At 62.5% G+C, this 23,257-nt stretch carries 30 protein-coding genes and 1 pseudogene; 15 read left to right on the top strand and 16 right to left on the bottom strand.

Going from position 1 to position 23,257, the window contains the following annotated elements:
* Together ACR3FF_RS03825 and ACR3FF_RS03820 are read left to right on the top strand one after the other, a co-directional pair.
* Positions 1 to 571 (top strand): transposase (locus ACR3FF_RS03825; protein WP_458186199.1); only part of this gene is annotated, 571 nt, incomplete at its 5' end.
* A 448-nt stretch (positions 572 to 1,019) separates the two neighbouring features.
* Positions 1,020 to 1,715, top strand: a complete 696-nt coding sequence (locus ACR3FF_RS03820) for an outer membrane protein assembly factor BamB family protein (protein ID WP_458186196.1) — start codon at positions 1,020 to 1,022, stop codon at positions 1,713 to 1,715.
* A gap of 101 nt (positions 1,716 to 1,816) precedes the next feature.
* Here the strand turns inward: ACR3FF_RS03820 and ACR3FF_RS03815 are convergent, their stop codons facing one another.
* On the bottom strand, positions 1,817 to 2,515 hold the full coding sequence (locus tag ACR3FF_RS03815) for an NAD(P)H-hydrate epimerase (protein ID WP_458186195.1): 699 nt from the start codon (positions 2,513 to 2,515) through the stop codon (positions 1,817 to 1,819).
* An 11-nt stretch (positions 2,516 to 2,526) separates the two neighbouring features.
* Between ACR3FF_RS03815 and ACR3FF_RS03810 the strand changes: the two genes are divergently transcribed.
* Both ACR3FF_RS03810 and ACR3FF_RS03805 read left to right on the top strand, forming a co-directional pair.
* Complete coding sequence (locus ACR3FF_RS03810; RefSeq protein WP_458186193.1) at positions 2,527 to 2,724, top strand: hypothetical protein; 198 nt, start codon at positions 2,527 to 2,529, stop codon at positions 2,722 to 2,724.
* A gap of 111 nt (positions 2,725 to 2,835) precedes the next feature.
* Positions 2,836 to 3,483, top strand: a complete 648-nt coding sequence (locus ACR3FF_RS03805) for a DUF7095 family protein (protein ID WP_458186191.1) — start codon at positions 2,836 to 2,838, stop codon at positions 3,481 to 3,483.
* Between the two features lie 124 nt (positions 3,484 to 3,607).
* On the opposite strand, the gene ACR3FF_RS03800 is transcribed toward ACR3FF_RS03805, so the two are convergent.
* Complete coding sequence (locus ACR3FF_RS03800) at positions 3,608 to 4,399, bottom strand: class I SAM-dependent methyltransferase (RefSeq protein WP_458186189.1); 792 nt, start codon at positions 4,397 to 4,399, stop codon at positions 3,608 to 3,610.
* 109 nt (positions 4,400 to 4,508) lie between these two features.
* Between ACR3FF_RS03800 and ACR3FF_RS03795 the strand changes: the two genes are divergently transcribed.
* On the top strand, positions 4,509 to 5,189 hold the full coding sequence (locus ACR3FF_RS03795) for an AzlC family ABC transporter permease (protein ID WP_458186187.1): 681 nt from the start codon (positions 4,509 to 4,511) through the stop codon (positions 5,187 to 5,189).
* Entirely contained in the window at positions 5,190 to 5,534 is a 345-nt protein-coding gene (locus ACR3FF_RS03790) for an AzlD domain-containing protein (RefSeq protein ID WP_458186185.1), read from the top strand. It abuts the gene before it with no gap.
* Positions 5,535 to 5,567: 33 nt separating this feature from the next.
* Here the strand turns inward: ACR3FF_RS03790 and ACR3FF_RS03785 are convergent, their stop codons facing one another.
* From ACR3FF_RS03785 to ACR3FF_RS03765, 5 genes are all read right to left on the bottom strand, one after another.
* On the bottom strand, positions 5,568 to 5,723 hold the full coding sequence (locus tag ACR3FF_RS03785) for a hypothetical protein (protein ID WP_458186183.1): 156 nt from the start codon (positions 5,721 to 5,723) through the stop codon (positions 5,568 to 5,570).
* Between the two features lie 48 nt (positions 5,724 to 5,771).
* On the bottom strand, positions 5,772 to 6,650 hold the full coding sequence (locus ACR3FF_RS03780) for a deoxyribonuclease IV (protein ID WP_458186181.1): 879 nt from the start codon (positions 6,648 to 6,650) through the stop codon (positions 5,772 to 5,774).
* Positions 6,651 to 6,803: 153 nt separating this feature from the next.
* Positions 6,804 to 7,613, bottom strand: a complete 810-nt coding sequence (locus tag ACR3FF_RS03775; RefSeq protein ID WP_458186179.1) for a lipoate--protein ligase family protein — start codon at positions 7,611 to 7,613, stop codon at positions 6,804 to 6,806.
* Positions 7,614 to 7,689: 76 nt separating this feature from the next.
* A complete protein-coding gene (locus tag ACR3FF_RS03770) occupies positions 7,690 to 8,163 on the bottom strand; it encodes a YbhB/YbcL family Raf kinase inhibitor-like protein (RefSeq protein ID WP_458186177.1) in 474 nt (157 codons plus the stop codon).
* Between the two features lie 546 nt (positions 8,164 to 8,709).
* Positions 8,710 to 9,996 carry a TIGR00341 family protein gene (locus ACR3FF_RS03765; protein ID WP_458186175.1) on the bottom strand — a complete coding sequence of 429 codons (1,287 nt, stop codon included), beginning with the start codon at positions 9,994 to 9,996 and terminating at the stop codon, positions 8,710 to 8,712.
* Between the two features lie 181 nt (positions 9,997 to 10,177).
* Here ACR3FF_RS03765 and ACR3FF_RS03760 point away from each other — a divergent pair, with 181 nt between their 5' ends.
* Positions 10,178 to 10,585: a VOC family protein gene (locus ACR3FF_RS03760; protein ID WP_458186174.1), complete on the top strand. Its 408-nt coding sequence runs from the start codon at positions 10,178 to 10,180 to the stop codon at positions 10,583 to 10,585.
* 193 nt (positions 10,586 to 10,778) lie between these two features.
* Here ACR3FF_RS03760 and ACR3FF_RS03755 read toward each other — a convergent pair whose 3' ends face one another.
* A complete protein-coding gene (locus tag ACR3FF_RS03755; protein ID WP_458186173.1) occupies positions 10,779 to 11,198 on the bottom strand; it encodes a hypothetical protein in 420 nt (139 codons plus the stop codon).
* Between ACR3FF_RS03755 and ACR3FF_RS03750 the strand changes: the two genes are divergently transcribed.
* Both ACR3FF_RS03750 and ACR3FF_RS03745 read left to right on the top strand, forming a co-directional pair.
* Positions 11,176 to 11,472, top strand: a complete 297-nt coding sequence (locus ACR3FF_RS03750; RefSeq protein ID WP_458186172.1) for a DUF3179 domain-containing (seleno)protein — start codon at positions 11,176 to 11,178, stop codon at positions 11,470 to 11,472. The two genes, ACR3FF_RS03755 and ACR3FF_RS03750, sit on opposite strands and share 23 nt — an antisense overlap.
* 18 nt (positions 11,473 to 11,490) lie before the next feature.
* A complete protein-coding gene (locus ACR3FF_RS03745) occupies positions 11,491 to 11,790 on the top strand; it encodes a DUF3179 domain-containing (seleno)protein (protein ID WP_458186170.1) in 300 nt (99 codons plus the stop codon).
* 24 nt (positions 11,791 to 11,814) lie between these two features.
* On the opposite strand, the gene ACR3FF_RS03740 is transcribed toward ACR3FF_RS03745, so the two are convergent.
* The 3 genes from ACR3FF_RS03740 to ACR3FF_RS03730 all read right to left on the bottom strand — a co-directional run bounded on the left by ACR3FF_RS03740 (position 11,815) and on the right by ACR3FF_RS03730 (position 14,189).
* Entirely contained in the window at positions 11,815 to 12,954 is a 1,140-nt protein-coding gene (locus ACR3FF_RS03740; RefSeq protein ID WP_458186168.1) for a pyridoxal phosphate-dependent aminotransferase, read from the bottom strand.
* Complete coding sequence (locus ACR3FF_RS03735; protein WP_458186166.1) at positions 12,951 to 13,439, bottom strand: Lrp/AsnC family transcriptional regulator; 489 nt, start codon at positions 13,437 to 13,439, stop codon at positions 12,951 to 12,953. The genes ACR3FF_RS03740 and ACR3FF_RS03735 overlap by 4 nt, the downstream gene beginning before the upstream one ends.
* Before the next feature lie 357 nt (positions 13,440 to 13,796).
* Positions 13,797 to 14,189, bottom strand: a complete 393-nt coding sequence (locus ACR3FF_RS03730) for a hypothetical protein (protein ID WP_458186164.1) — start codon at positions 14,187 to 14,189, stop codon at positions 13,797 to 13,799.
* A 136-nt stretch (positions 14,190 to 14,325) separates the two neighbouring features.
* Here ACR3FF_RS03730 and ACR3FF_RS03725 point away from each other — a divergent pair.
* The 3 genes and pseudogenes from ACR3FF_RS03725 to ACR3FF_RS03715 form a co-directional block, all read left to right on the top strand.
* Positions 14,326 to 14,691: pseudogene (locus ACR3FF_RS03725) on the top strand (IS5/IS1182 family transposase); the annotation flags it as partial.
* A gap of 674 nt (positions 14,692 to 15,365) precedes the next feature.
* Complete coding sequence (locus ACR3FF_RS03720; protein ID WP_458186162.1) at positions 15,366 to 15,731, top strand: hypothetical protein; 366 nt, start codon at positions 15,366 to 15,368, stop codon at positions 15,729 to 15,731.
* 9 nt (positions 15,732 to 15,740) lie between these two features.
* Complete coding sequence (locus tag ACR3FF_RS03715; protein WP_458186160.1) at positions 15,741 to 16,658, top strand: serine/threonine-protein kinase RIO2; 918 nt, start codon at positions 15,741 to 15,743, stop codon at positions 16,656 to 16,658.
* Here the strand turns inward: ACR3FF_RS03715 and ACR3FF_RS03710 are convergent.
* Positions 16,641 to 16,787, bottom strand: coding sequence for a DUF1328 family protein (locus tag ACR3FF_RS03710; RefSeq protein WP_458186207.1), 147 nt, complete (start codon positions 16,785 to 16,787; stop codon positions 16,641 to 16,643). The two genes, ACR3FF_RS03715 and ACR3FF_RS03710, sit on opposite strands and share 18 nt — an antisense overlap.
* Before the next feature lie 355 nt (positions 16,788 to 17,142).
* On the opposite strand from ACR3FF_RS03710, the gene ACR3FF_RS03705 reads away from it, so the two are divergent.
* The gene (locus tag ACR3FF_RS03705; protein WP_458186158.1) at positions 17,143 to 17,733 is read left to right on the top strand and encodes a 50S ribosomal protein L15e; all 591 of its coding nucleotides are present in this window, start codon (positions 17,143 to 17,145) and stop codon (positions 17,731 to 17,733) included.
* A gap of 187 nt (positions 17,734 to 17,920) precedes the next feature.
* Here ACR3FF_RS03705 and ACR3FF_RS03700 read toward each other — a convergent pair whose 3' ends face one another.
* Together ACR3FF_RS03700 and ACR3FF_RS03695 are read right to left on the bottom strand one after the other, a co-directional pair.
* On the bottom strand, positions 17,921 to 19,105 hold the full coding sequence (locus ACR3FF_RS03700; RefSeq protein WP_458186157.1) for an AI-2E family transporter: 1,185 nt from the start codon (positions 19,103 to 19,105) through the stop codon (positions 17,921 to 17,923).
* Positions 19,106 to 19,229: 124 nt separating this feature from the next.
* Positions 19,230 to 19,385 (bottom strand): hypothetical protein, encoded by a 156-nt coding sequence (locus ACR3FF_RS03695; RefSeq protein ID WP_458186155.1) that lies wholly within the window; start codon positions 19,383 to 19,385, stop codon positions 19,230 to 19,232.
* A gap of 145 nt (positions 19,386 to 19,530) precedes the next feature.
* Here ACR3FF_RS03695 and ACR3FF_RS03690 point away from each other — a divergent pair, with 145 nt between their 5' ends.
* Positions 19,531 to 20,058 (top strand): hypothetical protein, encoded by a 528-nt coding sequence (locus ACR3FF_RS03690; protein ID WP_458186153.1) that lies wholly within the window; start codon positions 19,531 to 19,533, stop codon positions 20,056 to 20,058.
* Positions 20,059 to 20,304: 246 nt separating this feature from the next.
* On the opposite strand, the gene ACR3FF_RS03685 is transcribed toward ACR3FF_RS03690, so the two are convergent.
* The gene (locus tag ACR3FF_RS03685) at positions 20,305 to 21,321 is read right to left on the bottom strand and encodes an NADP-dependent oxidoreductase (protein ID WP_458186151.1); all 1,017 of its coding nucleotides are present in this window, start codon (positions 21,319 to 21,321) and stop codon (positions 20,305 to 20,307) included.
* A gap of 57 nt (positions 21,322 to 21,378) precedes the next feature.
* Positions 21,379 to 22,194 (bottom strand): CPBP family intramembrane glutamic endopeptidase, encoded by an 816-nt coding sequence (locus ACR3FF_RS03680; protein WP_458186150.1) that lies wholly within the window; start codon positions 22,192 to 22,194, stop codon positions 21,379 to 21,381.
* Between the two features lie 139 nt (positions 22,195 to 22,333).
* Between ACR3FF_RS03680 and ubaA the strand changes: the two genes are divergently transcribed.
* Positions 22,334 to 23,152 (top strand): SAMP-activating enzyme E1, encoded by an 819-nt coding sequence (ubaA, locus tag ACR3FF_RS03675; protein WP_458186148.1) that lies wholly within the window; start codon positions 22,334 to 22,336, stop codon positions 23,150 to 23,152.
* Positions 23,153 to 23,257: the final 105 nt, after the last annotated feature.

Below are 23,257 nucleotides of genomic sequence, written 5' to 3'. Positions count from 1 at the left end.
CGTTGATCTCGACGAAGTTCTGTTGGACAGTGACTTCTACACCAGGGAAGTTCGCGCCGAGATCGACGGTCGTGGCTTGCTGTACACGATGCCAGTGCCGAGATACGAGCCGGATTACCAAGCGATCAAGAAAATCAAGAGCAAAGAGGGCGTTGACGCGGCTGTCAATCACGATATCCCCGTCGGGACCGACGGGGATATCGATCACACCGCCGAATACCTGTACGTTCCAGCAACCAGTGATGATGCCGAGGGAACCTACGCGGTGTTTGTAACGAACCGCGATCACGTCGATCCCGACGAGATCGCTCACGTCACCAATAGTTACAGCCGTCGCTGGGATATCGAGAACCAGTACAAGTCAGTGAAGGCGTTCCTCCCGAAGACCTCGTCGAAGGACTACCGCGTCCGGTTGTTCAACTTTACGTTTGCAGCACTGCTGTACAATCTCTGGCGGCTCACCGACTTTCTGGTGAAAGTCGGCATGGATCAGGAAATCAGATCGCCACCGGTCGTGACCGCCAGGACGTTCGTCCGGGCGGTCGGCCAGTCACTCCGAGAGGGTGGATGAGGAAACACTCTCCTCGCGCTCGCCTGCGGCAAGCCGCAGGACTCGCGTTCTGCACGTGAGTTCGGCTGCTGTCTCCCAATCGAGCCGTCTTTTCCCATCAGCTAGCGATGGAAAGAGAGACCGACCCCGATCACTCCTCAGATTGCGTTTGATTCCGCCGATATTCGTTTGTAGACGCTCTACATCCCGGAAACGTGGTGCGCAGACTTTCGGAGGATGGGGTTCTGATGCGTGCCTACCGGCAAGATAGGTAGGGGATTGTTCGAGTAGAGAATCGGCAGACGTAACTCAATTCATCGTGAGTAGCGTGAAAAGAAGGCACGCATCACCCGGCTAAACTCCGAAGTTGTGGGTGCGATGCCACTTCTGAGACGGCGGAGAGAGCGCCGGAACCCCCGTCGTCACCGACGCCATCTACGTCCCGATTTCCGGCGACGACGATGGGGTCGTGGCGCTCGACCTGGCATCCGGTGAGGAACGCTGGCGTGTTCCCATCCGTGACCTCGGAGGCTCGTGTCTCTCGTCCGCCGTCGACGACGCCGTTTACATCACCGACCGCGACGGGTTCCTCTACTCGCTGTCCGTTCCGGAGTGGTTGGCGTGGCGAGCGGACGTCACGGGGACGGTCGCCGTCGACGACTCGGTGTACGTAGCAGGTGGCCAACTGCTCGCGCTCGACACGGAGACTGGGTCGAAACGGTGGTCTGCGGACGGCGGAGAGACCCTTTCGGTCGGGGATTTCCTCTACGTGACGAACGGCGCGACGGTTCGCGCTTACGAACGAGACGGCAGCCAATGCTGGCAGACGGGGTGTGACGGCGAGATTGCGTGCGAGCCAGTCGTCACGAACCAGCGCGTCCTCGTCGGCGGCGATGGCTGGGTCAGTGCGTTCGACACGCGGTCGGGCGAGCACTGCTGGACGTACGACGGTGGCTGTGACGGACTCGGAACGGTCGATGTCCTCGCCGCACGCGACGAACTGGTGTTCGCGGCCGTCGACGGACGAGTCGTCGCATTCGATTCGTGCGGGGAGGTGTGGTCTGCTGGAGCGGACGTCTGTGCTCTCGCGGTGGACGACGCAGTGTACGTCGGAACGGAGGAAAACGACGTCGTCGCCTACGATTTCGACGGACGCGAGCAGTGACGAGGTCGAGAGCGTCGCGGTCGGCGAACGGGTGTACGCGTCGAGTGACGCAGTGTACGCCTTCAGATAGCCCTTCGCGTTTCTGGGTTGAAGACAGAGTCTTACTCCCCGAAGAGTTCACACGAGTACCGCCCATCGAAGAGGGGTCCGTGGTCAACTCCCACTCGGCGATAGACGACGGAAGGGATGGCGATGTCCGCGAGGAATATCTCGCCGGGAACGTCGGCGAGCCCAGTTTTCGGGAGCGCGAGCGTGAGCGTTCGGTCGGGCGTGACGGCGACGCCCGGCGTCTCTCCGGTCGAGGCGTCCACTCCCGATGGAACATCGAGTGAAAGAACCCTGTCCGCATCGTTACTCGCCTCTACGAGGTCAGCAGTACGACCGCGTGGCGAGCCGTCGAGACCGTATCCGAGCACGGCGTCGACGACGAGCGAGGTGTCAGCCCGTGATTCCGTCGTGAAGGGAACGTCCATCGAGTCGATGATTCGATACTGGGTGCGGGTCGCGCCCGTGAGTTCGTCGGGACTACGGTCGAGGACGACACGCACCGAGACGCCGTGGTTCGCTAGATGACGGGCCGAACAGAGGCCGCCGCCACCGTTTCCACCAGCACCTGCGAACACGACGACCGCCCCATCCGAGAGGTCAAGTGCGTGTCGAGCGAGCGTTCGTCCCGCATTCTCCATCATCGAGAGCAACGGCAGACCGACGTCCTCGACCGCCACTCGGTCGATTTCCCGCATCTCGTCCGCGGTGACTGCTGGCACCGAAACGCCGGATTCGGTTCGAAATTCGACCATGGTGAAACGACGTGGGCGTCCGACAGAAACCTCGCGGCCACTGCACACTCGAGACGGCAGGACAGCCGAAACCGGCGGGGGTTTCTCGATACTGGCGGTTTAAGCACGCCGAAGAGATTCGGGCGGAGAAAGCACAGTTCGCACACCGGATGGGAGAGTCCGATGATGACAACATTTCGCGCGCCGAGCCGTTTCGGATGTTCCAGTGAGTCACGACGGTGGTCGCTCGGACGCCTCCCGAACGACCGTAATCGTCGGGACACCACCGACCGGGCGGCGTTCCATCGGACTTATTCACACCAAACACGAACCGAATATCGATGGAGCGAAGCGTGGCGATCGAGCGCGTCGAGGAAATCGTAGAGACGGTCGAAAACGAGACCATGCCCGTCCCGGTCCGCGAGATATGGGTGTACGGCGACGTCGCGCTGGGACTCGACCCCATCGACCGACTCGACGTGTACGTGACGAAAGACATCCTCCTTCGGAGTGACGACCCGGACCGCGAAGCCGAGTTCGAAACCACTCACGGCGTGAAAGGCATCGGGAAGACGGTCCGTGCTGCGTGGGCCGACGAACATCCCGACCTGATTCGGGCGAACGACAATGGCTATGCCGCCCCGGAGAAGTGTCTGGCGACCCACCTCCTCCCCGAGGACGAACCGGTCCACCTCGAAGTCTGTAATTCGAGTTTCGAGGACAACGTCACGCAACGTCTGCGTGGTGCGATGGCTCGTGATGCATACGAACAGATTCTCGACCCACGCGGCGTCTGTCTCTGGGTAGACGGTCAGCGAAGCGAGGAAGCCTTCCGGAAGCTACACGCAAGCGAGTTCGCCTTCCCGACGCTTCCAGACGCGCTGGAGATGCTCGGGATGGACGAATCGGAGACGGCCGATGCCGCCGAAGCGGTCGAGTCCTATCGACGCCGACAGGACGGAGCGACGGTCCGCGGCGACGTGGTGTAGGTGTCGAAGGGCGAACGGGCGGCACGCTGTCCGCGCGAGGGCCGGGCGGTCGTGCGGCCCTCGCGCGGTGATTCTCAGGTCACGCCGACGTTGGGCACGTTTCGGTATGTAAATTCTCGGGCGTTCAGACGCGGCCGGTCGTGACGTAGAACGGGACGACCTCGGCCCGCCGATACTCGTCCGTTCGCATCTGGTCTACGACGGCACGGCCCATCTCGCGCCACTCGGTGCGGAGTCGGTCGTACTCTTCGGTGGTGAGTGGCCCGACCAGCGTCTCGCGCCTGTCAGCCAGTGCCCCCGCAGTCGCTTTGCGTTTCGCGGCTTCTACGTCGGATTCCGAGTAGGGCGGTTCGACCGTCTTCGAGTGATGGTGCGTCCGGGTCGAAACGGCTTCGAGTCCAGCGGCGTGGAAGGCCTCTCTCGTTCCCTCACCGCCGAGCGCGACGTCGGTCTCCACGCCCGCGACGTACGCCTCGCGTGCGCGGCGGGAGAGGTCTCTCTCCGCGGAAACCGTCGATTCGACCGACACCGCCGAGTTGTCCGGTTCGATGGCTGCGACGAGGTCTGAGGAGACGCGGGCGAACTCCCGCACTGCACGCTCCGGGTCGGGCAGGTTGATGAGCAAGGCCTGACAGACGACGAGGTCGAAACTGTCGTCCGGGAAGGGAAGGCGGTTGGCGTCACCGGCGACGACGGGGACGTGCTCTCGCGCGACCGAGAGCAATCGTGGGTCGGCATCGACGCCGACGACTTCGCCTGGCGTCTCTTCGGCGAGGACGGCGGCGAGTTCGCCCGTCCCACAGCCGACGTCCAGCATTCGCTCTCGGGTGTCGAGCTGGAGGTCACAGAGCGACTCGCGGGACTCCCACATCCCTGCTCGCGTTCGTCGGAGGTAGTCGGCGGAGAACTCGCGCACGGTCTCGTCTCATCGCTTCGAGCAGTGGCACAAAAAAACGGGGTGGTTCGGGTCGACGGCTTACCGACATACCAAGGTTGATAGCCGAAAGCGAACCTACGGTGAGACAGTGTCGTCATCACGCACCGATTTCCTCTCCGGCGTTCGAGTCACCCTCCCGATACTGCTCGGGGTCGCTCCGTTCGGAATGGTCGCTGGCGTCGCCGCGGTGAACGCCGGTATCCCAGCCATCCAGGCGATTGCGATGTCGGTCATCATCTTCGCTGGCGCGTCGCAACTCGCCGCTGCGGACCTCATCGGACGGACTGCACCCGTGGCGGTCGTCGTGTTTACCGCCCTCGTCATCAACCTCCGGATGATGATGTACAGCGCGTCCATCGCACCCTACTTCAAACGCCAGTCGGCGCGGTGGAAGGCGGGGCTCGCGTACCTGCTCACCGATCAGGCCTACGCCGTCTCCCTGCTAGAGTTCGAACACGACGAGACGACGAGTCGGCGGTGGTACTACCTCGGCATCGCCGTCCCCCTCTGGGTAACGTGGCAGATCGCCACCGTCGCCGGTATTCTCCTCGGGACGAGCGTCCCCGCGAGTTGGCGACTCGAGTTCGCCGTCCCCCTCGTCTTCCTCGCGGTGCTCGTCCCGAGCGTGACCGACCGCGCGACGACCGTCGCGGCCCTCGTCGGCGGGACGGTCGCCGTCGCCGCCAACGGGCTACCGTTCAATCTCGGACTCGTCACTGCGGCAATCATCGGTATCCTCGCGGGGATGCTGGTCGAGGAGGTGGCCTGAGTGCCACAGACGGAGTTCGGTACGGGGACGCTCTGGCTCATCATCGTCGCCGCGGGGCTCGGAACCTACGCGATTCGGCTGTCCTTTATCGCCCTGTTCGGTCGACTCGACGCCGTTCCGGAACGCGTCGAACAGGCGCTTCGTCTCGTCCCCGCGGCGGTACTCTCGGCGCTGGTCGTCCCACAGCTCGTCTACGTGGACGACACGCTCGCGCTCTCGCTCGACAACGCACGCCTGTTCGCGGGCGCGCTCGCGGTGCTGGTCGCGTGGAAGACGGAGGACATCCTGGCGACGCTCGTCGTCGGGATGGGCGCAATCTGGCTGTTCGGATTCGTACTGGCGTAGGAGAACGCAGATTTCGTCCACGAACTCGATTGGTCACCGAGCACGCAGAACCGTCGCCACGACCGCGACGACGACACAGACGATGGCGATGCCCGTGACGACCGGATTCTCCGTCGAATCGAATCGCCAGTCGAAGACGGTGTAGCCGACTCCACCGACGAGTTGGAGGAGTTTCGACTGAGAGCGCACACCGGGCGGTTTCAGTCGGGTGGCAAAATTATTTGCAGGTGGCGATTCTCAGCAGTCGCCGTTCTCGCGCAGTTCTTTCACGTGGGCGATGTTCCACGCGAAGCCCTTCCCGTTCTCGGTCGGCGTTTCGAGGACGAGCGGTACGTCTTCGAGTTCGGGGTGGTTGATGAGCGCGTCCATCCCCTCCTCGCCGATGAGACCCTTCCCGATGTGGGCGTGTTCGTCCTTGTTGGTTCCACACTCGTGTTTCGAGTCGTTCAGGTGGATACACTGGAGGTGGTCGAGGCCGACCACGTCGTCGAACTCCTCGACGACGTCTGCGACACCGTCGCGGGTGGAGAGGTCGTACCCCGCCGCGAAGGCGTGTGCCGTGTCGAGGCACACGTCCAGGTCCTGTTCCGACCGGGAGAGCACTTCGGCCAGGTGTTCGAAGTCGCCGCCGAGTTTTGTCCCGCTTCCGGCGTCGCTCTCGACGAGGACGGCCACCCCGTCCGGAACCTCCAGTTCGTCCAGCGCGCTGGCGGCGTTTTCGAGGCCGCCGTCGACGCCCGCGCCGGTGTGCGCGCCGAGGTGGACGTTCACGTACTCGACGCCGAGTTTCTCCGCGGCGTCGACTTCGGTCTGCATGCTGGCGATGGATTTCTCGCGGAGGTCGTCTTTGGGCGTACAGAGGTTGACGAGGTACGACGAGTGGATGACCCACGGGCCGTCGAGTTTCTCGTCGGTTTCGGCTCTGAACAGTTCCGCCTCCTCGTCGCTTATCTCCGGGTCCTTCCACACCTGTGGCGAAGTGGTGAATATCTGCCCACAGTTGCCGCCGAACGCGACCTGCCGGTGGACGGCGTCGGCGATGTTCCCGTGTGGAGGTTTCGACTCGTCACTGGAGACTTTCGAACTGGAGATGGAAACGTGTGCTCCGACTCGCATGTACGCCGACTACTAATCGGGGCGTCAAAGGTACTTCGAAGCGCGTGCGAATTGCCGAATCCGTAGATATTTAGACTGACAGAACAGTAGCGTGTTCGATTCGACGAAACCGATGGGAGACGGTCGCGAGTTTGGTCTCCACTCGTCGGAAATCTACGCTGTCGGGTCGGTACGCCGTTTCGTCCACGCGTCGCTTCCGAACTTCGCGTCCGCGTGTTCGCGCGCACAAGACAACTCGTCGTCCGTCCACGACCCGTCTTCGGCGTCCCCCCAGTCACGGAGCGCGTTTTCGAGGGCACTGACGGCTTCGTCGCGGTCGATACTCGCCCGTTCGTTTATCGTCGTCACGCGCTCGTGGAACGTCCTGGGCGTCGTTTGCGGGTCGGCGAAGGTCGACAGATGACGTTTCGCGTCGAGTGCGAACTTCAGCGACCCGTGCTGGATGACGGCGTCTTTCCGCCGGTACTGGGCGTTGCCGCTTATCTTCCGCCCGTTCGCCACGACGTCGTGGGCGGGGTGCAGTTCCCGAAGATAACACGCCGGTTCGTGGAGCACGGGCAGCGTTTCGTCGGTGAACTGGGCGTCGACTCCCATGCGCTCGAAGGCGTCGAAGATGGGGTCACAGAGCAGTTCGTACGTCTCCATCAGGTCGCCGGGGAGTTCCTCGGCGGGAGCGACGATGGAGTAAGAGATGTCACCGAAGTTGTCGTGATAGATGCCACCACCACCCGTCGGTCGTCGGGTGACGGTGATGCCCTCGCGCTCGCAGAACTCCCAATCGACCGTCTCGGGGTCCTGTCGGTAGCCCAGCGAGAGCGTACTCGGGTCCCACCGATAGACGCGGAGGGTACGCGGGCCGCCCTCGGCGGCCGTTTCGGCCGCTATCTCGTCCAGCGCCATGTTCAGTGGGCCGTCCCACGACTCCTCTCGAATCAATCGCCACTCCCTGTCCGCCAGCGTCATACACGTCGATTGGAGTAGACGGATAATGTGGGTTGCGGACGACGGATGGGCACGGGCGAGAAACGAAAGCGGAGACTCAACGCTCGAACGTCCCCGTGAACTGCGTCTCCGCGATTCGAACGCCGTCGAGTGCGTCGTCTACGTCGCGGCGGGGGACGCCCGGTTCCACGTCCAGCATCTCGGAGAGCGCGACGAGTCGGAACCGGTACTCGTGTGGACCGTGTCCCTCCGGTGGGCACGGTCCACGGTAGCCCAGTTCGCCGAAGTCGTTTCGGCCTTGACACGCGCCGTCAAGCGTGCCGACCGTCTCCGTCGGGGGGACGTCTTCGTGTATCTCGACGGTATCCGGCGGCAGGTTCCAGAGCAGCCAGTGGGTGAACGTCGTGTCCGGCGCGTCCGGGTCGTCGACGATGACCACGAGCGACTCGGCCTCCTCGGGGACGTTCCCGACGGTCAGCTCCGGAGAGACGTCCGCTCCCCCGCAGGTGAACTTCTCGGGTATCGACTCGCCGTGGGTGAACGACGACGTGCGAATCGAGAGGTCTGTCATGCGTGGGAGTTCGCCACCGAGTTCAATAGGCGTGACGGCCTCTGTGAGGGGGTCACCTACCCCGGCGTAAACGCCGAGGCTTGTGTATGGCCAGACCAGGCCAGGAACACAACTTCTTACCGGTGTTCTCTCGCTCTACCCCTGCTACGCACCCATATAGGGCTTCACAAGGACCGTCTCGGACGTGTCGCGGTCATCATTCCCGATTCCAGGGGGCAGGTGACAGTTACCCCGTCTCGACAAAGAACAGTCGCGTGGTCCGACCGAGAACGATAGCGACTGTAACCGCGTTCAGCTCTTTGGCCCTGCCGAGACTTGCTGTGGTTGCGCAACCAACGAAATCAGCGTCGACGACTTGTTCTGCCGCCTTCTTCCAACAAGAGTAGTTATGTAACGAGGGGTCCTAAGCCTGCCGGTTTCGGCGGTTGCGTAGTGAAGTTTACGCGATTCCCGCCCGGCCTAAAAGGCCGGGATTCCCTCGCTGATTGAAGATGGCGACGGAGATGGCGCATTCACCATCGTCGAAAGAGGAATCTTCCGCAGTAATCATTCAGTGGTCTGACCGGGAACGAAGACGACGTCCACGACGACGTCCCGTCCAGTCTCTCTGGTCATTCTGTCGTCGATTCGCCGTGCCACGTCGGGTGGAATCTCTTCGTTCGGGCGGTGTGCTGCGACGACGTTGACCTGGGCGGGCCTATCGAGTAGCACGTCGTCCACGTCGTATTCGACGCTGACAGACTCGGCTTTCAATGCACTGAACTGGCCGTCGTCGTCGAACATCGCATCGACTTCGACTTCCGCCACTTGCTCGACGTTTCCGACCTGGAAGGATGCCCACGTGACGGCACCGAGGGCGATGGACAACAGAGCGATGCCGAGAACGATGGTGCCGATACGGACCCGGACTCTCCGACGAGCCTCCTCGGCGTGTTCTCCTCTTTCGGGGCGGTATCCGGCGACCCAGAACAGGATGAGTGCCGAGAGGTTGATGGCGAGCAAGTTCACGAGCACGAGCACGCTTGCGGCGATGGTGACGCCGGGGTACCCCCACGCCAAACCGAGACCCGACGTCGCGGCGGGCGGGATGAGCGCGACTGCGATGGCGACGCCCACCAGTGCCGACCCCGCCCCCCGCATGATGCTCACGGCACCGGCGATACCCGACCCCAGCGCCAGAAAGAGCGAGAGGAAATTCGGCGTCGTCCGTTCGACGACCTGTGGAATCGTTCGAATGTCGACCGGAGGCAAGAGGACGGTTTCTTTCAATAACAGTCCGAAGATGGCGGCGGTGGCGATTGCTGCGAGGAGACCGGTCACCTGCAGCGTCACGCCTCGGGACGTCATGTCGGAGTCCGCGAGAACCGCCCCGACGCTGGCGGAGATGGCGGGTCCCATCAGCGGCGCGATGACCATCGCCCCGATGATGGTCGCCGCCGAATCGAGCAACAGCCCGGTCGTCGCGATGAGCGTGCTCACGACGAGGAAGATGAAGAACGTCGACGCCGCGGGTGCGAGGTCCTCGGCCCGGGCGACGAGTTCGTCACGCGAGATGCGATGACCGCCGTATCGTTCTTTCAGTTTCCCGAGTTTCTCGGAGACGACCGTCTCCGTCGGCACGACGATGGTGTAGGCGTCTTCCTTGATGCCCGCCGCGTACAGTCGGTCGAGCACGGGTTCGACGCCGGTTTCGGGCACCGGAAACGAGACCAGTGCCTCGAAGTCGCCGCGACCCGTCTCCTCCCAGACCGCATAGTCGATACCCTCGTCGTCGAGGACGGAGAGCACGGCCGCCCGCCCCCCCTCCGGAATGAGCACCTGAACGAGACGCATGGGGCTGATACGTGGCCAGAGAGTATAATTTATATGAAATAATAATTAACATATCATTGAGGTTTTGAAATTACGGTCGGACACGACGGTAGAGTTCGGCACAGCGGGAGCGATCCCTCGTGAGATCACACGGACCTGATGATTCGACAACGATTTCGTGCTATCGTGTGAGATACCCGTCATGGACAGCACTCAGTCAGGACTCCTCCATCACGTCGAACTGTACGCCTCCGATATCGAGACGTCGGCCTCGTTCTGGGGGTGGTTGCTCGGCAAACTCGGCTACTCTGTCTACCAGGACTGGGACGGCGGTCGGTCGTGGAAGCGTGGTCCGACCTACCTCGTCCTCGTACAGGCCGACGAGGAGTATCTGGACGTCCCCTACCACCGCTGTCGGCCGGGGCTGAACCACCTCGCCTTCCACGCCGAGTCGCGCGAGCACGTGGACGAGTTGACCGAGAAATTGCGGCAGCGGGACGTCCCGATTCTCTACGAAGACGACCACCCTCACGCTGGCGGCGACGACCACTACGCCGTCTACTTCGAAGACCCGGAACGGACGAAAGTCGAACTCGTCGCACCGGAGTGACGGTGTGGAAATTCGTCAGACGAAGAAATGCTCGAATCAACAAAGTCGGCGTAGAAAGCCCTCGTTCGCGTTGCTCACGAGAACACCAGGGGTAAGCAAAGCGAAGATAGCACGCCCCCGGCGGTTAGCCGGCGTGGGCCACCGGCGGTTGGTCGGCCTGCTACTATCGAGTAGCTGTCGTGGATTTCGAATCCTAGCCGATGCCGTACTGGCCGAGCAGTTCGATACCGCCGAACTCGAAGAGGAAGTAGTAGAGCTGGACGAGCCCGGCCACGACGAGCACCGCGCCAGCGACTCGCGTCAGTCTGCCCGACTGGCGAGAGAGACGGCGAACGAGCGTGTCACGACCGAGGGCGGCGAGGAGGGTGACGGCGACCATCAGCAGGCTCATCCCACCAGCGTACGCGCCCAGGGTCATCACCGCGGTGACCGACCCGGCGGAGAGGGCGCTCAGCGCGACGGCGATGAAGATGGGGGCGGTACAACCCGCCGCCGCCACGGCGTAGACGACGCCGAACAGCACGAACCCGGTCGCAGACCGCCGCCGTTCCGGGAGCGGAACGTGGAACGTCACCGACTTCCCCGCGAGCGTGCGTCGTGCCGGTGTCGTCAACGACGAAGTTGGCGGCAAACCGGTCGTCGTCGCCAGTGCCCCCGGCGAGACGCTGGTCGCTTACGACCGACGGGTCGACGGGACCACCTTCCGGTTCGAGGCAGACGGACGAACGCACCTGCGTGGTGGCGGGTCGCGCTGGCGACGAACCACCGGCAAAGCCGTGGATGGCACGCGTGAGGGGACGAAACTCGACCGAGCGACCGACGTGCCACCGTTGTTCTGGTTCGCGTGGCTCGACGCCCACCCGAAGACGAGCGTGTACGAACGATGATACGAGAGAGCGCGAACGATGACGTGGCAGGCCCCTGGACTCAGGGCGGGGGCGAGTGAACAGGAGGGGAAGGTCTTCGGCGCGACCGCCGAGAACGAGTCGGCCAGCGTCCGGAACTCGGGGAACCTCGTGCTGGCCGACGAGGCGACCGGCAGCTACTGGAGTCAGATACTCGCCGAAGCAATCTGTGGCCCGCGAACCGGCGACGAACTGCCGATTCGCCCGTCGACGCTCACGACGTGGGAGGAGTGGCGTTCCGAGCATCCGAACACGGAGGTGCTGTTGCCGCCACCACACTCGGGGACGCTACCGAAGTGACTTCGGGGAGCGTCTCTCGACTCGTCATCGTCGTCGGACGAACCTCTCGATGCGGTTCATCGCCTCGCGGAGGTCGGCCATGCCCGTCGCGTAGGAGACGCGCAGGTGGCCTTCGCCGCCAGCGCCGAAGACGTTTCCTGGCACGACGGCGACGTCCTGCTCTCGAAGGAGTTCTTCGGCGAACGTCTCGTCGTCGCCGTCGCAGGCGGGGAACGCGTAGAACGCACCGCTGGCGTCGAAACAGTCGAGACCCATCTCCTCGAAGCGCGAGAGCACGAATCTGCGCCGACGGTTGTACTCGTCACGCATCTCCGAGACCGCATCGTCGCAACTGCGGAGCGCTTCCAGCGCGGCGTACTGTGCGGTCACCGGAGCCGAGAGCATCGAATACTGGTGGATGCGATTCATCGCGTCGATAGCCTCCTTCGGGCCGAGCGCGTAGCCCAGGCGGAGGCCAGTCATCGCGTACGCCTTCGAGAAGCCGTTGAACACGACCGTCCGCTCGCGCATTCCGGGGAAGGTGGCGATGGAGATGTGGTCGCCCTCGTAGGTGAGCGCGGCGTAAATCTCGTCCGAGAGGACGAACAGGTCGTTGTCGCGGGCGAACGCCGCGATCTCCCCGAGTTCGTCGCGGGTCATCGTCGCACCCGTCGGATTGTTGGGATAACACAGCACGAGGGCCTCGGCCTCGTCTGCGCCTGCGTCCTCCAACGCTTCGTAGGTGAGCACGAAGTCGTTCGTCGCGTGGGTCGGCACCCGAACCGGCTCGCCGCCGGAGAAGACGATGCCCGGAACGTAGGAGATGTACGACGGCTGGTGGACCGCGACGCGGTCGCCGGGGTCGACCAGCGCCCGCATCGAGAGGTCGACGGCCTCGCTCGCTCCAGCGGTCACCAGAATCTCCTCGTCCGGGTCGTAGTCGAGGTCGTATCGCGCGACGTGGTCTGCGATGGCTTCCCGCAGGTCGCGTCGTCCGCGATTGGCGGTGTACGATGTTCGGCCGTGCTCTAATGCATCGATTGCGGCGGTACGCGCGGCCCACGGGGCGGAGAAGTCCGGTTCTCCGACGCCCAGCGAGATGATGTCCTCTCGTTCCTCCGCGAGTTCGAAGAATCGGCGAATACCCGACGGGGGCACCCGTTCGACGCGGTTGGCCGGTTTCATGGCGAGATGGAGAGACGGTCGTCATCGTCGTGGTCGTCGAACTCGATGCCTCGTTTCTTGTACGTCTCCATCACGAAGTGGGTCACCGTCTGAGTCACTTCTGGAATCGGCGCGATTTGCTCGGCGACGAAGTTCGACACGTCGTGCATCGACTCTCCTTCCACGTCGATAGCGAAGTCGTAATCGCCGCTGACCAGTCGAAGCGACGCCACCTCGGGGAACTTGGCGATTCGCCGAGCGATTTCTTCGTAGCCGGTTTCCCGGTCGAGTTCGACGTTCAACTCGACTTCCGCTTCGACGTGTTCGTCCGGCAACTGGTTCCAGTCCACGACCGCCTGATAGCCCCGGACTGCACCCTCGGATTCGAGTTCGGCGACGAGCGATTCGACCTCCGACTCCGAAAGACCGGTCTGCCGTGCGAGGTCGGCAGTGCTCTCACGGGCGTTCGAAAGTAGGGCGTTCAGCAGTTCCCGTTTCGAGTCCATGGCCTCTCTTGCTTGTGGGGACACAAGTAACTACTCGCACCTGCCAATTCTGCGTGAAGACGGTCTGAAAAGAGGTGGTCACGGGCCAGTCGACGTTCGAACCACTCGAGGGCAAAGGCGGTCTCTCACCTCGAATCGACCGTTACCCAGGGGGTCGTGTGTTCCACAGGTTCGGAGGATGTCGAAAATACAAACGAAATGGAGGTGTAAACCAGTATTTCGCGGCGGAGGTGAGTGTGGGTTCGACAGGATCAGTGTACCGATTGGGTGGAGAGTCGTGATATCCGAAGAGATGGAGTACCAAAGCGGGACTCGGGAGGGAGTTGTCACTCCCGAGTCCCGCGGTCTAGGCGTCTTTCACCGATCAGTCGGGCGGAGCGAGGCAGAAACCGATGAGTTCGACGACTTCGCCAGCGCGGAGTGGCGGCTTTGCGCCGAGGTTGACGGAAGCGCCTCACGAAGCAGGAGGTTCGTGAGGCGCCAGACGTTGTACATGACGACGCCAAGGACGAAGTACAGGAGCCGCACGCGGTAATCTGTCGAGGCTGTGGCGGGGAGGAAGTGATTCTTGATACTCTTGTACTCGCTTTCGATCTGCCACCGCCGGCTGTACTGTGCGGTGAGTCCCATTGCTTGGTCGGGCGTTACGTCGCGATTTGCCGTGAAGACGGCGTACGTCCCGTCTTCTTCAGTAGACGGGACGTACATGAAACTGAGCTCGTGTGAGCGACCGTCCACGGAGAGCGTCACCGCTCGCTCGACGGCGACGTCGGCGAGCGGGTGCGCTTCGATCTTCTCGATCTGATCGAGATCGGCGGCGTAGACTGGTTTGAGGGTGTCATAGAACGATTAGCACACCAAAGAGCAGGGTGAACGCTGATGTGGAATGAGTTCAGCGACCCTGCAAGATGATCCTTCGGTAGAGTCCTTCTTCAATGTCGTGGAGACAGAGACGCTAGCGCTGTTCGAGCACCTCTCCTTCGAGTTTCTCGAAGAGTTCGACGTGTTCGCCCCGGCGCAGACGGGGCGAACACGAGACCACGAACCACCAGAGCTGATGCGTGGCTTACTTCACTGCTACTACAAGGACATCTACGGCATCCGTCCTGTTGAACGAGAGCTGCGGAACGCGGTTGTCTGGCTGAGCTGTGGCTTCGATCGACCGCCGTCGAGAGACGCGGTCGATCGCTTTCTCACTGACCTCGAACACGTCGTTGACGAAGTCTTTGACCGGCTCGTCGAGCAGGCCGCCCGCGCCTGCTGGGTCGGTGGTCGTCCGAGTTCAAACCGGATGAATACGTAGGCTGTGCCCTTCAGGCGGCGATGAAGTTCGCTGTCGGTGAACCCACGAGCGTGTTGATACAGGAACATACGCACGACCGACTCGAACGCGAAGTCGGTCGTGCTGGCATGCGAATACTGGTCAGAGAACTCCTCTTCGGATATGTCGAGATCGGCAATAACGCGGGTGATATGGTCGTGAACCGCACAGAGAGATTCAGCTTGCTTGACCAGGGCGTCCACCGCGTCTTCGGTTTTCGGCGTCGTCATACCAGATGACGACGCCAGAACCGACTGAACGTGACGAAATCCAGTCGTATATCCGATCTAGTGGTTTGTATTTTTCTATCCTCCGAACCTGTTCGTCCGAATAGAATTTCGTATAGCAGAATGGAATTTATCGCGTGGCGAACCAGCTGGAATCAGGGCTGAGAAAATCAGCCAAAGACAGCGCCTGTCGGGCACAGAACCGGAGTTCTCGGCAGTGTTTCGAAGAATCGATCTCGTCGAAGGAAATCGAGGAACCGCGACACGCCGGGAACGTTAATTACATACATCTAATCACTGTATTGAAGGGAGTCGAGCGGTAAAATCGAGTGTGGTGATACGATGAGTTGACAAGACCTCGTCTTCCTCGCTGGAAACGTGTTCTCGCTCGTCGTACTCGTCCCCACCCTCCGTGACGAGATGGCGACGATTCCACTCGGAACCGACCTCCCGTCGGCAGTGATCGGATTAATCTACGGAACGGCTTTCGCCACTCTCGGCATGACGCTCTCCGCGTTCGGAGCGGTCCTCACGGGACTCAAGCGGTCCTCACGGGACTCATGTGGAGTGCGATTGCCCTCGTTCGGTCACCGAATCCCCTCAAAGGAACTGCCGACAAGCAACCTGGGACGCATTCCTCCCCTCGCTCGCCGGACACGCCGAGCGAGTAACACCACCCGGCCAGCACCGACCACCGTCGATGCGGTCTCGCTGTCGCAACTGCCTTACGCCGCGGCCAGCTAGTAGCCGGTAATGGTTCGGAACGTCGCGCCAGAGATGGCCGAGCTGGAGCCGGAAGACTTCTATCTCCTCTCCGGCGTCGAGCAGGGAATGCGCTTTAGCGAGTGGGTACAGAAGGAAAAAATCCCGAAGTTCTCGCGGTTGACAGCCGAAGAAGTCGATTACCGCGTCGATCGGTGTCTCGACCGCGAACTACTCGAGCGCAAGACCATCCAGTACGAAGGCTACACCCTCACCTTCGAGGGATACGACGCGCTCGCGCTTCGAACGTTCGCCGAGCGCGATACGATCCAAGGCGTCGGCTCGCCGCTCGGGGTCGGCAAGGAAAGCGACGTGTACGAGGTGCAGTCGTTCCGCCCGCTCGCGTTGAAGTACCACCGCGAGGGCTACACCAACTTCCGCGAGGTGATGAAAGAGCGCGATTACACGTCCGACCGCGAGCACGTCTCGTGGCTCTACACGGCGCGGAAAGCCGCCGAGCGAGAACACAGCGTGCTCGAAGCCCTCTATCCCGACGTGAGCGTTCCCAGACCCATCGACTACAACCGACACGCTATCGTGATGGAGAAAGTCGACGGCGTCGAACTCGCACGAGCAAAGTTCGAGGACTCCCAGGTCGTCCCGGTGTTAGACCTCGTTCTCCGCGAGATGAACGAGGCCTACGTGCACGGGTACGTCCACGCCGACATGAGTGAGTACAACGTGTTCGTCAGCAGCGAGGGCGTCACGGTCTTCGACTGGCCGCAGGCAGTTCCGACCGACCACCAGAACGCAGCGGAGTTTCTAGAACGGGACGTGCGGAACGTGGTGGGGTACTTCCGGCGGAAGTACCCCCAACTCGTCGGCGACGTGGACGTGGCTGGGTTGGCCCGAGCGATCACCGACGAGACGTTCGAGTCGGTGCGCGACCACTCAGAGGACGAACGATAGCACGGCCAGTACGAGGAAGACGATGACCAGCCACTTGGCGACGTCCATCGACAATCCGGCGACGCCACCCGCACCGAACGCTGCGGCGATGATTGCGAGGACGAAAAAGGCAACCGCTAGCTCGAGAATTGCCATCAGTGCACCACCTCGGATTCGTATCGGAGTACGAAGTTCATGACGTTAGATAACCACTGATACGCCTTTTCGATAGTGGCTGAATTTGCAAGTAAGGCATACCCTTTGTGGCCGATGGGCGATTCGACTCGGAAACACTCACGTTCGGTGGATGATTGGCACGTACGAGACGGAACTCACCTATCGCGGCCGTTCCAAGACGAAGCTCTTAAACCCACGAACCGGGAATCTCCGGTAACTCGCTGGACGACGGGCACCAGTGGGCACCTGCGAACGCAGGCCGGAATGTGGCGTGCGCGAGTCGAACTCGCATGTACGCTGAACCACTCGACGCCCGTGGTGATAGACCATGGCAAAAAGCTTCTACTCTCACATTCGAGACGCATGGAAAGACCCGGACGACGGCAAACTCGCCGAACTCCAGTGGCGACGAAAGCAGGACTGGCGAGACGAGGGCGCTATCGAGCGAATCGAGCGTCCGACCCGGCTCGACCGCGCCCGCCAACTCGGCTACAAGGCCAAACAGGGCATCGTCGTGGTGCGCGCGAGCGTCCGCAAAGGTGGCGCGCGCAAACAACGTTTCAAGGCAGGACGGCGTTCCAAGCGCCAGGGTGTCAACCGCCTCGGACGGCGCAAGAACATCCAGCGCATCGCCGAAGAGCGCGTCAGCAAGAAGTACCCGAACCTTCGCGTGCTCAACTCCTACTGGGTCGGCGAAGACGGGAGCCAGAAGTGGCACGAGGTCATCCTCGTGGACCCCGAGCACCCCGCCATCCAGAACGACGACGACCTCAACTGGATCTGTGACGACGCCCACCGTGGTCGCGCCCAGCGCGGACTCACGAGCGCGGGCCAGAGCAACCGTGGCCTCCAGCAGCGCGGGAAGGGTACCGAACACACCCGCCCGAGCAACTCGAAAGGCAAAGGCCGCGGCAAGTAACGTCTCCTGCAGTTTTTCGTGTGAACCGAATCGACAGCGACAGCGACTTCTGGAGAGAGGTGCTTTTCGACGGTTTCAGCGTCCGGAGAGTGCGTTCTCGCGGTTGTAGTCACCTACCGATAAACCGACATGCGCGATACGAAATAGGAACGGAGGCCACCGGGAGAAGCGATGGACGGTCGAGCAGTCACTCGGTGCTACTCCCGGCGTCGCCCGTCGCGGCGTCGTCGTCCGGAGAAGCGCTCTCGCGGACGGCATCGGGGGTCGTCCCGATGGATTCACCCATCGAGACGGTCGGCGTGAGCGGTTCGCCGTGGAGCAGTTGGGGGAGGACGATGCGGACCGCTTCGAGCATCAGGACGAACACGATGGGCAACAGGAAAAAGCCGTACCAGCCGAACAGCACCGGGCCGAGCAGGTAGGCGAACATCATCAACACCACGTCGAGTTGACGGCCGGTCATGTACGGCTGGACGAACGTCTGCGGGAGGATATCGAGGACGACGAAGTAGACGACGAGGACGCCCCCGACGAACGCGATGTGGTTCCCACCCGCGTTCAGCGCCTGGATTCCGAGGTAGCCGACGACGGGGAGATAGACGATTTTTCCGACGACGACGGGAACCAGACTGGCGACGCCGGTCAGGAACGCGAGCACGAAGACCATGGGAACGGCGAGCCCCTGCGGTGCGAGGAGGTTCGTCCCCCAGTAGGCCACCGCCGCGATGAGGGACATGACGATGACGAACAGGAAGTTTCCGAAGAAGACGGATTCGAGGTCTTCGTCGACGGCGGACGCGTACACGTGAGCCGTCGTCTCCCGCCCGCCGAACAACTGGGTGAGGCCGTCTTCGATGCCGTCGTCGTTCTTGAGGAGGAAATACGAGAACGTAAGCGACAGTCCTACCAGCAGGATGCCACCGATGAGCGCTGAAGCCGCTTTCATCCCGGTTTCGAGCAGTTGGCCGGGGTTCGTCACGAACTGACGTGGATTCTGCGTTGCAGAGAGCAGAGTCTGGCGCTGTTCGTTCGACAGTGCCCCGAGAAAGCTTCCCGGAAGCGGAACGCCACTGGTACTGCCGAGCATCTGTTGAACCTGATGAACCACGTGGATGCCAGCGTAGAGGGTGAGCAACACCACCGGAAGGAGGACGACCACGAGCGTCAGCGTGGCCACGATTCCGTCCGAGTCGGTGAGCGGACTGAGTCGTCGGTAAATCGGTCGCGTGGCGTAGTAGCCGAACACGCCGAGCACCAACATCCCGACGAACGAGTAGGCGATAAACCCCGCGACGACGGCGAGCGCGAGAACGAACAGCCACCAGCCGATACGAGAGCGGTTATCGAAGGGAGAGGATGGAATATTGCTCACTTCCTTTCGGGTAGTGGTTTCTTCCTCGAAACGGTTGTGGCTGCATTATGCGACGTGTATTTGTAGACGCGCACCGGATTCGAGGGACGGCCACGAACGAGAGACGGCCGACCGTGGCTCCGTATTACCCGCTCGACGTGAGTTCCAGTTCGACCTCCACGTCGCCACCCACCTCGATTTCGACCTCGAACGGCCCCCACTCGAACTCGAACTCGGCCAGTTCCGCATCGATTCGCCACTCCAGTTCGTTGACGTCGGCTTCCCCCACCTGTACTTTCATGATGACCGGCAGGACTACGACGCACTCCCTGAAAATTCTTCGTGCCGTCGACCGCTCCAACCACGGTCGTACCGACGGCCAGCAGATACTCTACTGAAACGGTCGACGGAGGGCGTCGAAGACGGCAGACCTTACGCGGACTCCGTTGTGTCGGCGTACACCAGAGCACCGCACCGTCGTCGGTCTCAGTCGGGTTCACGAACTCGTACCGGTCGGGTTCGACGCGCCGGACGACGCCGTCACCGACGAAGTAACTGACTTTCGCCGACCCGTCGGCGTGGACGCTCGCCGCGGTCGTCGTCCCGTCTCCACGGTGTTTCCCGTAGCCGAAATCGACCCGAACGTGAACGACGAAGCCGCCGTCGACACGGTTCGCGTCGGCGACGGAGAGCGACGTGATGTCCACGTAGGTGAGAGTGGAAAATCGCGTCCCTTCCGTTCGGATGATTTCGTTTTTCTTGTACGCTCGTTCGGTCGCTTCCACGAACGCGACGACCGGTTCGCGAGCGAGGCGTTCCGGCGGTTCGGGGTACGATTCCGGGGAGACGCGGTCGCTCGTCGTGACGGCGGTCGTCTTCGGCGGCGTCGGCGTGACCGGCTGGTCGCACCGTCGCCACTCGTCGGTGGTGGGCGTAACCCGTGTCGGCTGGTGTGTCGTGGTCGTCTCGACTGACGTGTCCCTCGTGGTCGGCGACGTACTCGTCCTGCCGGTCGACTCCGACGGCTGACCGCCGATGCAGTCAGCAACGAGCGCGAACGACCCCGAGGTGACGGCCGAAAGGAGCGAGCGTCGGGAAACGCGGGAGGTGGGCGGTGACATACTGCGAACGAAAATGCAGTCTCGTAAACATCTTCTGTTCAGTGACACTCGTGGCGAGAGCCGCGTGGCCGGGTCGGATCGGGGGATTCCGAAACGACACTACACCTCGCGTTCGCCGACCTTCACCAACTGCTTGCCGACGTTCTCGCCGGAGAACAGTCCCAGGAAGGCGTCTGGGGCGGTCTCCAGGCCCTCGGTTATCGTCTCCCGGTACGCGATGTCGTCCGACGAGACCCACTCGGCTAACTGTCGCGTCGCCTGCTCGAATCGTGGTGCGAAATCGCTAACGAGAAAGCCCTGCACCCGCGCTCTCTTCTCGATGAGCGTTCCGAGTTTGCGCGGCCCGGTCGGAATCGACCGTTCGTTGTAGAGTGCAATCTGGCCGCAGACCGCCACCCGTGCGTCGACGTTCAGTCTGGAGAAGACGGCGTCGGTTATCTCGCCGCCGACGTTGTCGAAGTACGCGTCCACGCCGCCGGGTGCGGCCTCATCCAGGGCGGCCCCGTAGTCGTCCGTCTCCTGGTAGTTGATTCCGACGTCGAAGCCACACTCGTCTTCGAGGAACGCGACCTTCGCGTCAGAGCCGGCGAAGCCGACGACACGAGCACCGGAGAGACGTGCTATCTGGCCCGCGACCGACCCTACCGCACCCGCCGCGCCGGAGACGACAACGGTATCACCCGCGTTCGGTTCGGCCACCTCTCGCATTCCGAAGTAGGCGGTTCGCCCCGGCATCCCGAGAACGCCGAGTGCGGTCGAGACGGGAGCGGGGTCGGTGCGTACCGGTTGGAGCGCACTGCCGGGGGCAGTCGCGTAATCGGCCCACTGGAGGTTCCCGGCGACGACCTGACCCTCTTCGACGCCCGCGCCGTTGGACTCGACGACTTCACCGACGACCCCACCCTGCAGCGGGTCGCCTACGTCCCACGGTTCGGCGTAGGACTCCGCGTCTCGCATCCGCCCGCGCATGTACGGGTCGACCGAGAGGTACAGTGTGCGGACGAGCGCTTCACCCGGTCCCGGTTCCGGGACGCTCTCTTCGACCAGTTCGAACGTGTCGCGGTTCGGTGTCCCGTCGGGCCGTTTCGACAGCAGGAACTTTCGGTTGGTCGGCATGGACGGACGAACGACCGGGAGACAGAACAACACTTCGGCAGCAGCCACCGTTGCCGCTTACAGGACGAGGAGGAGTGACGCGGCGACGACGACCACGTGAAACGCCACGTGCCCGACCATCGCCGATTCGAGGCTCTGTTGCCAGTAGAGCCAGCCGAATCCGATTCCGGCGACGGCGTTGAGCAACACGGTCCGCCCGACGAGCAACGGCGTCAGTGGTGCCGACGCAGCGAGCGCAGGGAGGTGTCCGAGCCCGAAGAACACCGCCGAAACGGCGATGGCCGTCCACATGACGCCGGCCGACGGTCTCTCGTCAGCGACCAGTTTCGAGAGCGTCCACGCGACGAGCGACATGAACCCGTAGCGCACGAGCAGTTCCTCGGTGATGCCGCCGTAGAGGAACCGAACTGGAACGCTCGCGAGGACGCTGGCGACGGTAGCACCGTCTGCCGATAGCGCAATGACGTCGGTCAGTTCGGGAACGAACGAGACGAACGCGAGATCCAGAGCGAGCGCGACGAGTGCGGCGATACCACCGACGCCGGCGGCGATCGGGACCTCCGCGGCGAACAACGTTACGGGTCGTGTTTCACCGGCCACGCGCGCCAGCACGTGCGAGCGCAGTCGGACGCGGTGAGCGAGTGCAGTGCCGACGAGACAGGCGATGGCGAGCAAGACGAGGGGCTGGAACACCGAGACGAGAAAGAACATCGAGGTAGACAGGTCGCTCAACTGCGAGAGTTCGCGGAGTGAATCTATCGACGAGACACCGACCGCTACGATGCCGGGGAGTCCGAGACCGAACGTCGTGACGAACCGTTTGAAGAAGGCGGATTGTCGTGTCTCGTTCGACACAGTCACGTTGTCTACCATATCTCGGCGCGTGTGTGCGAGAACGATAAACGATTTGGAGTGACGGCGGCGGACGACTCGTGTTCTACCGCGATTCTATCACGAGTCTTCGGTCTCCCCGAACCACGGGTTTATTGCCCGATGTACCCAACTGGCGGCCATGAGCGGCCTCTCGCTCGACCCGACACAGCTCGACCGTTACTCCCGGCACATCATCATGGACGAAGTTGGGCCGGACGGGCAGAAAGCACTCCTCGATTCCGCCGTCCTCGTCGTCGGAGCAGGAGGTCTCGGTGCACCGGTCATCGAATACCTCGCTGCGGCGGGCGTCGGAACGCTCGGCATCGTGGACGACGACGTGGTAGAACGAAACAACCTCCAGCGACAGGTCATCCACGGAGATGACGACGTGGGACGACCCAAAGTCGAGAGTGCGGCGGCGTTCGTCGCGGACCTGAACCCCGACGTAACCGTCGAGACGCACGAACGGCGGGTCGACCCGTCGAACGCCGAAGAACTCGTCGTGGACTACGACTTCGTCGTGGACGCCAGCGACAACTTCCGGACGCGCTATCTCGTCAACGACGTGTGTACGCTCACGGAGACGCCGTTCTCCCACGGCGCGATATACAAGTTCGAAGGCCAGGTGACGACGTTCACCACGGACGGGCCATGCTATCGGTGTCTGTTTCCCGAGGCCCCACCCGAAGGCATGGTCGCTGACTGTGCGACGACCGGCGTCCTCGGGGTGCTTCCGGGCACGGTCGGCTGTATCCAGGCCACGGAGACCGTGAAGTACCTGATCGGTATCGGCGAGGTACTGGACGGTCGGATGCTCTTTTACGACGCGATGGACATGAGCTTCGAGGAAGTACAGTATCGGCCGAATCCCGACTGCCCCGTGTGCGGTGACGACCCCATCGACTCCATCGCGGAGGTAGAGTACACCGACGAATCGTGTGCAATACGGGCGGATTGAGTTCACGACGCGATCGTTTGAGAACTTGTAGCACGAGACATCCGGTTATCGATTCTCACCGCGTAAGAACGGTTCTCAGTCCGTGGAACTCACCTTCTCTTTATA

The organism is Haladaptatus ordinarius, from assembly GCF_054177595.1.
This window is presented reverse-complemented; position numbering and strand designations above follow the sequence as displayed.

What these genes read in the sequence shown, in the direction of transcription:
- ACR3FF_RS03815 (WP_458186195.1), bottom strand. Translation starts at nt 2,515, where the DNA reads ATGGTCGAATTTCGAACCGAATCCGGCGTTTCGGTGCCAGCAGTCACC.
- ACR3FF_RS03805 (WP_458186191.1), top strand. Translation starts at nt 2,836, where the DNA reads ATGGAGCGAAGCGTGGCGATCGAGCGCGTCGAGGAAATCGTAGAGACG.
- ACR3FF_RS03780 (WP_458186181.1), bottom strand. Translation starts at nt 6,650, where the DNA reads ATGCGAGTCGGAGCACACGTTTCCATCTCCAGTTCGAAAGTCTCCAGT.
- ACR3FF_RS03775 (WP_458186179.1), bottom strand. Translation starts at nt 7,613, where the DNA reads ATGACGCTGGCGGACAGGGAGTGGCGATTGATTCGAGAGGAGTCGTGG.
- ACR3FF_RS03770 (WP_458186177.1), bottom strand. Translation starts at nt 8,163, where the DNA reads ATGACAGACCTCTCGATTCGCACGTCGTCGTTCACCCACGGCGAGTCG.
- ACR3FF_RS03765 (WP_458186175.1), bottom strand. Translation starts at nt 9,996, where the DNA reads ATGCGTCTCGTTCAGGTGCTCATTCCGGAGGGGGGGCGGGCGGCCGTG.
- ACR3FF_RS03760 (WP_458186174.1), top strand. Translation starts at nt 10,178, where the DNA reads ATGGACAGCACTCAGTCAGGACTCCTCCATCACGTCGAACTGTACGCC.
- ACR3FF_RS03745 (WP_458186170.1), top strand. Translation starts at nt 11,491, where the DNA reads ATGACGTGGCAGGCCCCTGGACTCAGGGCGGGGGCGAGTGAACAGGAG.
- ACR3FF_RS03740 (WP_458186168.1), bottom strand. Translation starts at nt 12,954, where the DNA reads ATGAAACCGGCCAACCGCGTCGAACGGGTGCCCCCGTCGGGTATTCGC.
- ACR3FF_RS03735 (WP_458186166.1), bottom strand. Translation starts at nt 13,439, where the DNA reads ATGGACTCGAAACGGGAACTGCTGAACGCCCTACTTTCGAACGCCCGT.
- ACR3FF_RS03715 (WP_458186160.1), top strand. Translation starts at nt 15,741, where the DNA reads ATGGTTCGGAACGTCGCGCCAGAGATGGCCGAGCTGGAGCCGGAAGAC.
- ACR3FF_RS03705 (WP_458186158.1), top strand. Translation starts at nt 17,143, where the DNA reads ATGGCAAAAAGCTTCTACTCTCACATTCGAGACGCATGGAAAGACCCG.
- ACR3FF_RS03695 (WP_458186155.1), bottom strand. Translation starts at nt 19,385, where the DNA reads ATGAAAGTACAGGTGGGGGAAGCCGACGTCAACGAACTGGAGTGGCGA.
- ACR3FF_RS03685 (WP_458186151.1), bottom strand. Translation starts at nt 21,321, where the DNA reads ATGCCGACCAACCGAAAGTTCCTGCTGTCGAAACGGCCCGACGGGACA.
- ACR3FF_RS03680 (WP_458186150.1), bottom strand. Translation starts at nt 22,194, where the DNA reads ATGGTAGACAACGTGACTGTGTCGAACGAGACACGACAATCCGCCTTC.
- ubaA (WP_458186148.1), top strand. Translation starts at nt 22,334, where the DNA reads ATGAGCGGCCTCTCGCTCGACCCGACACAGCTCGACCGTTACTCCCGG.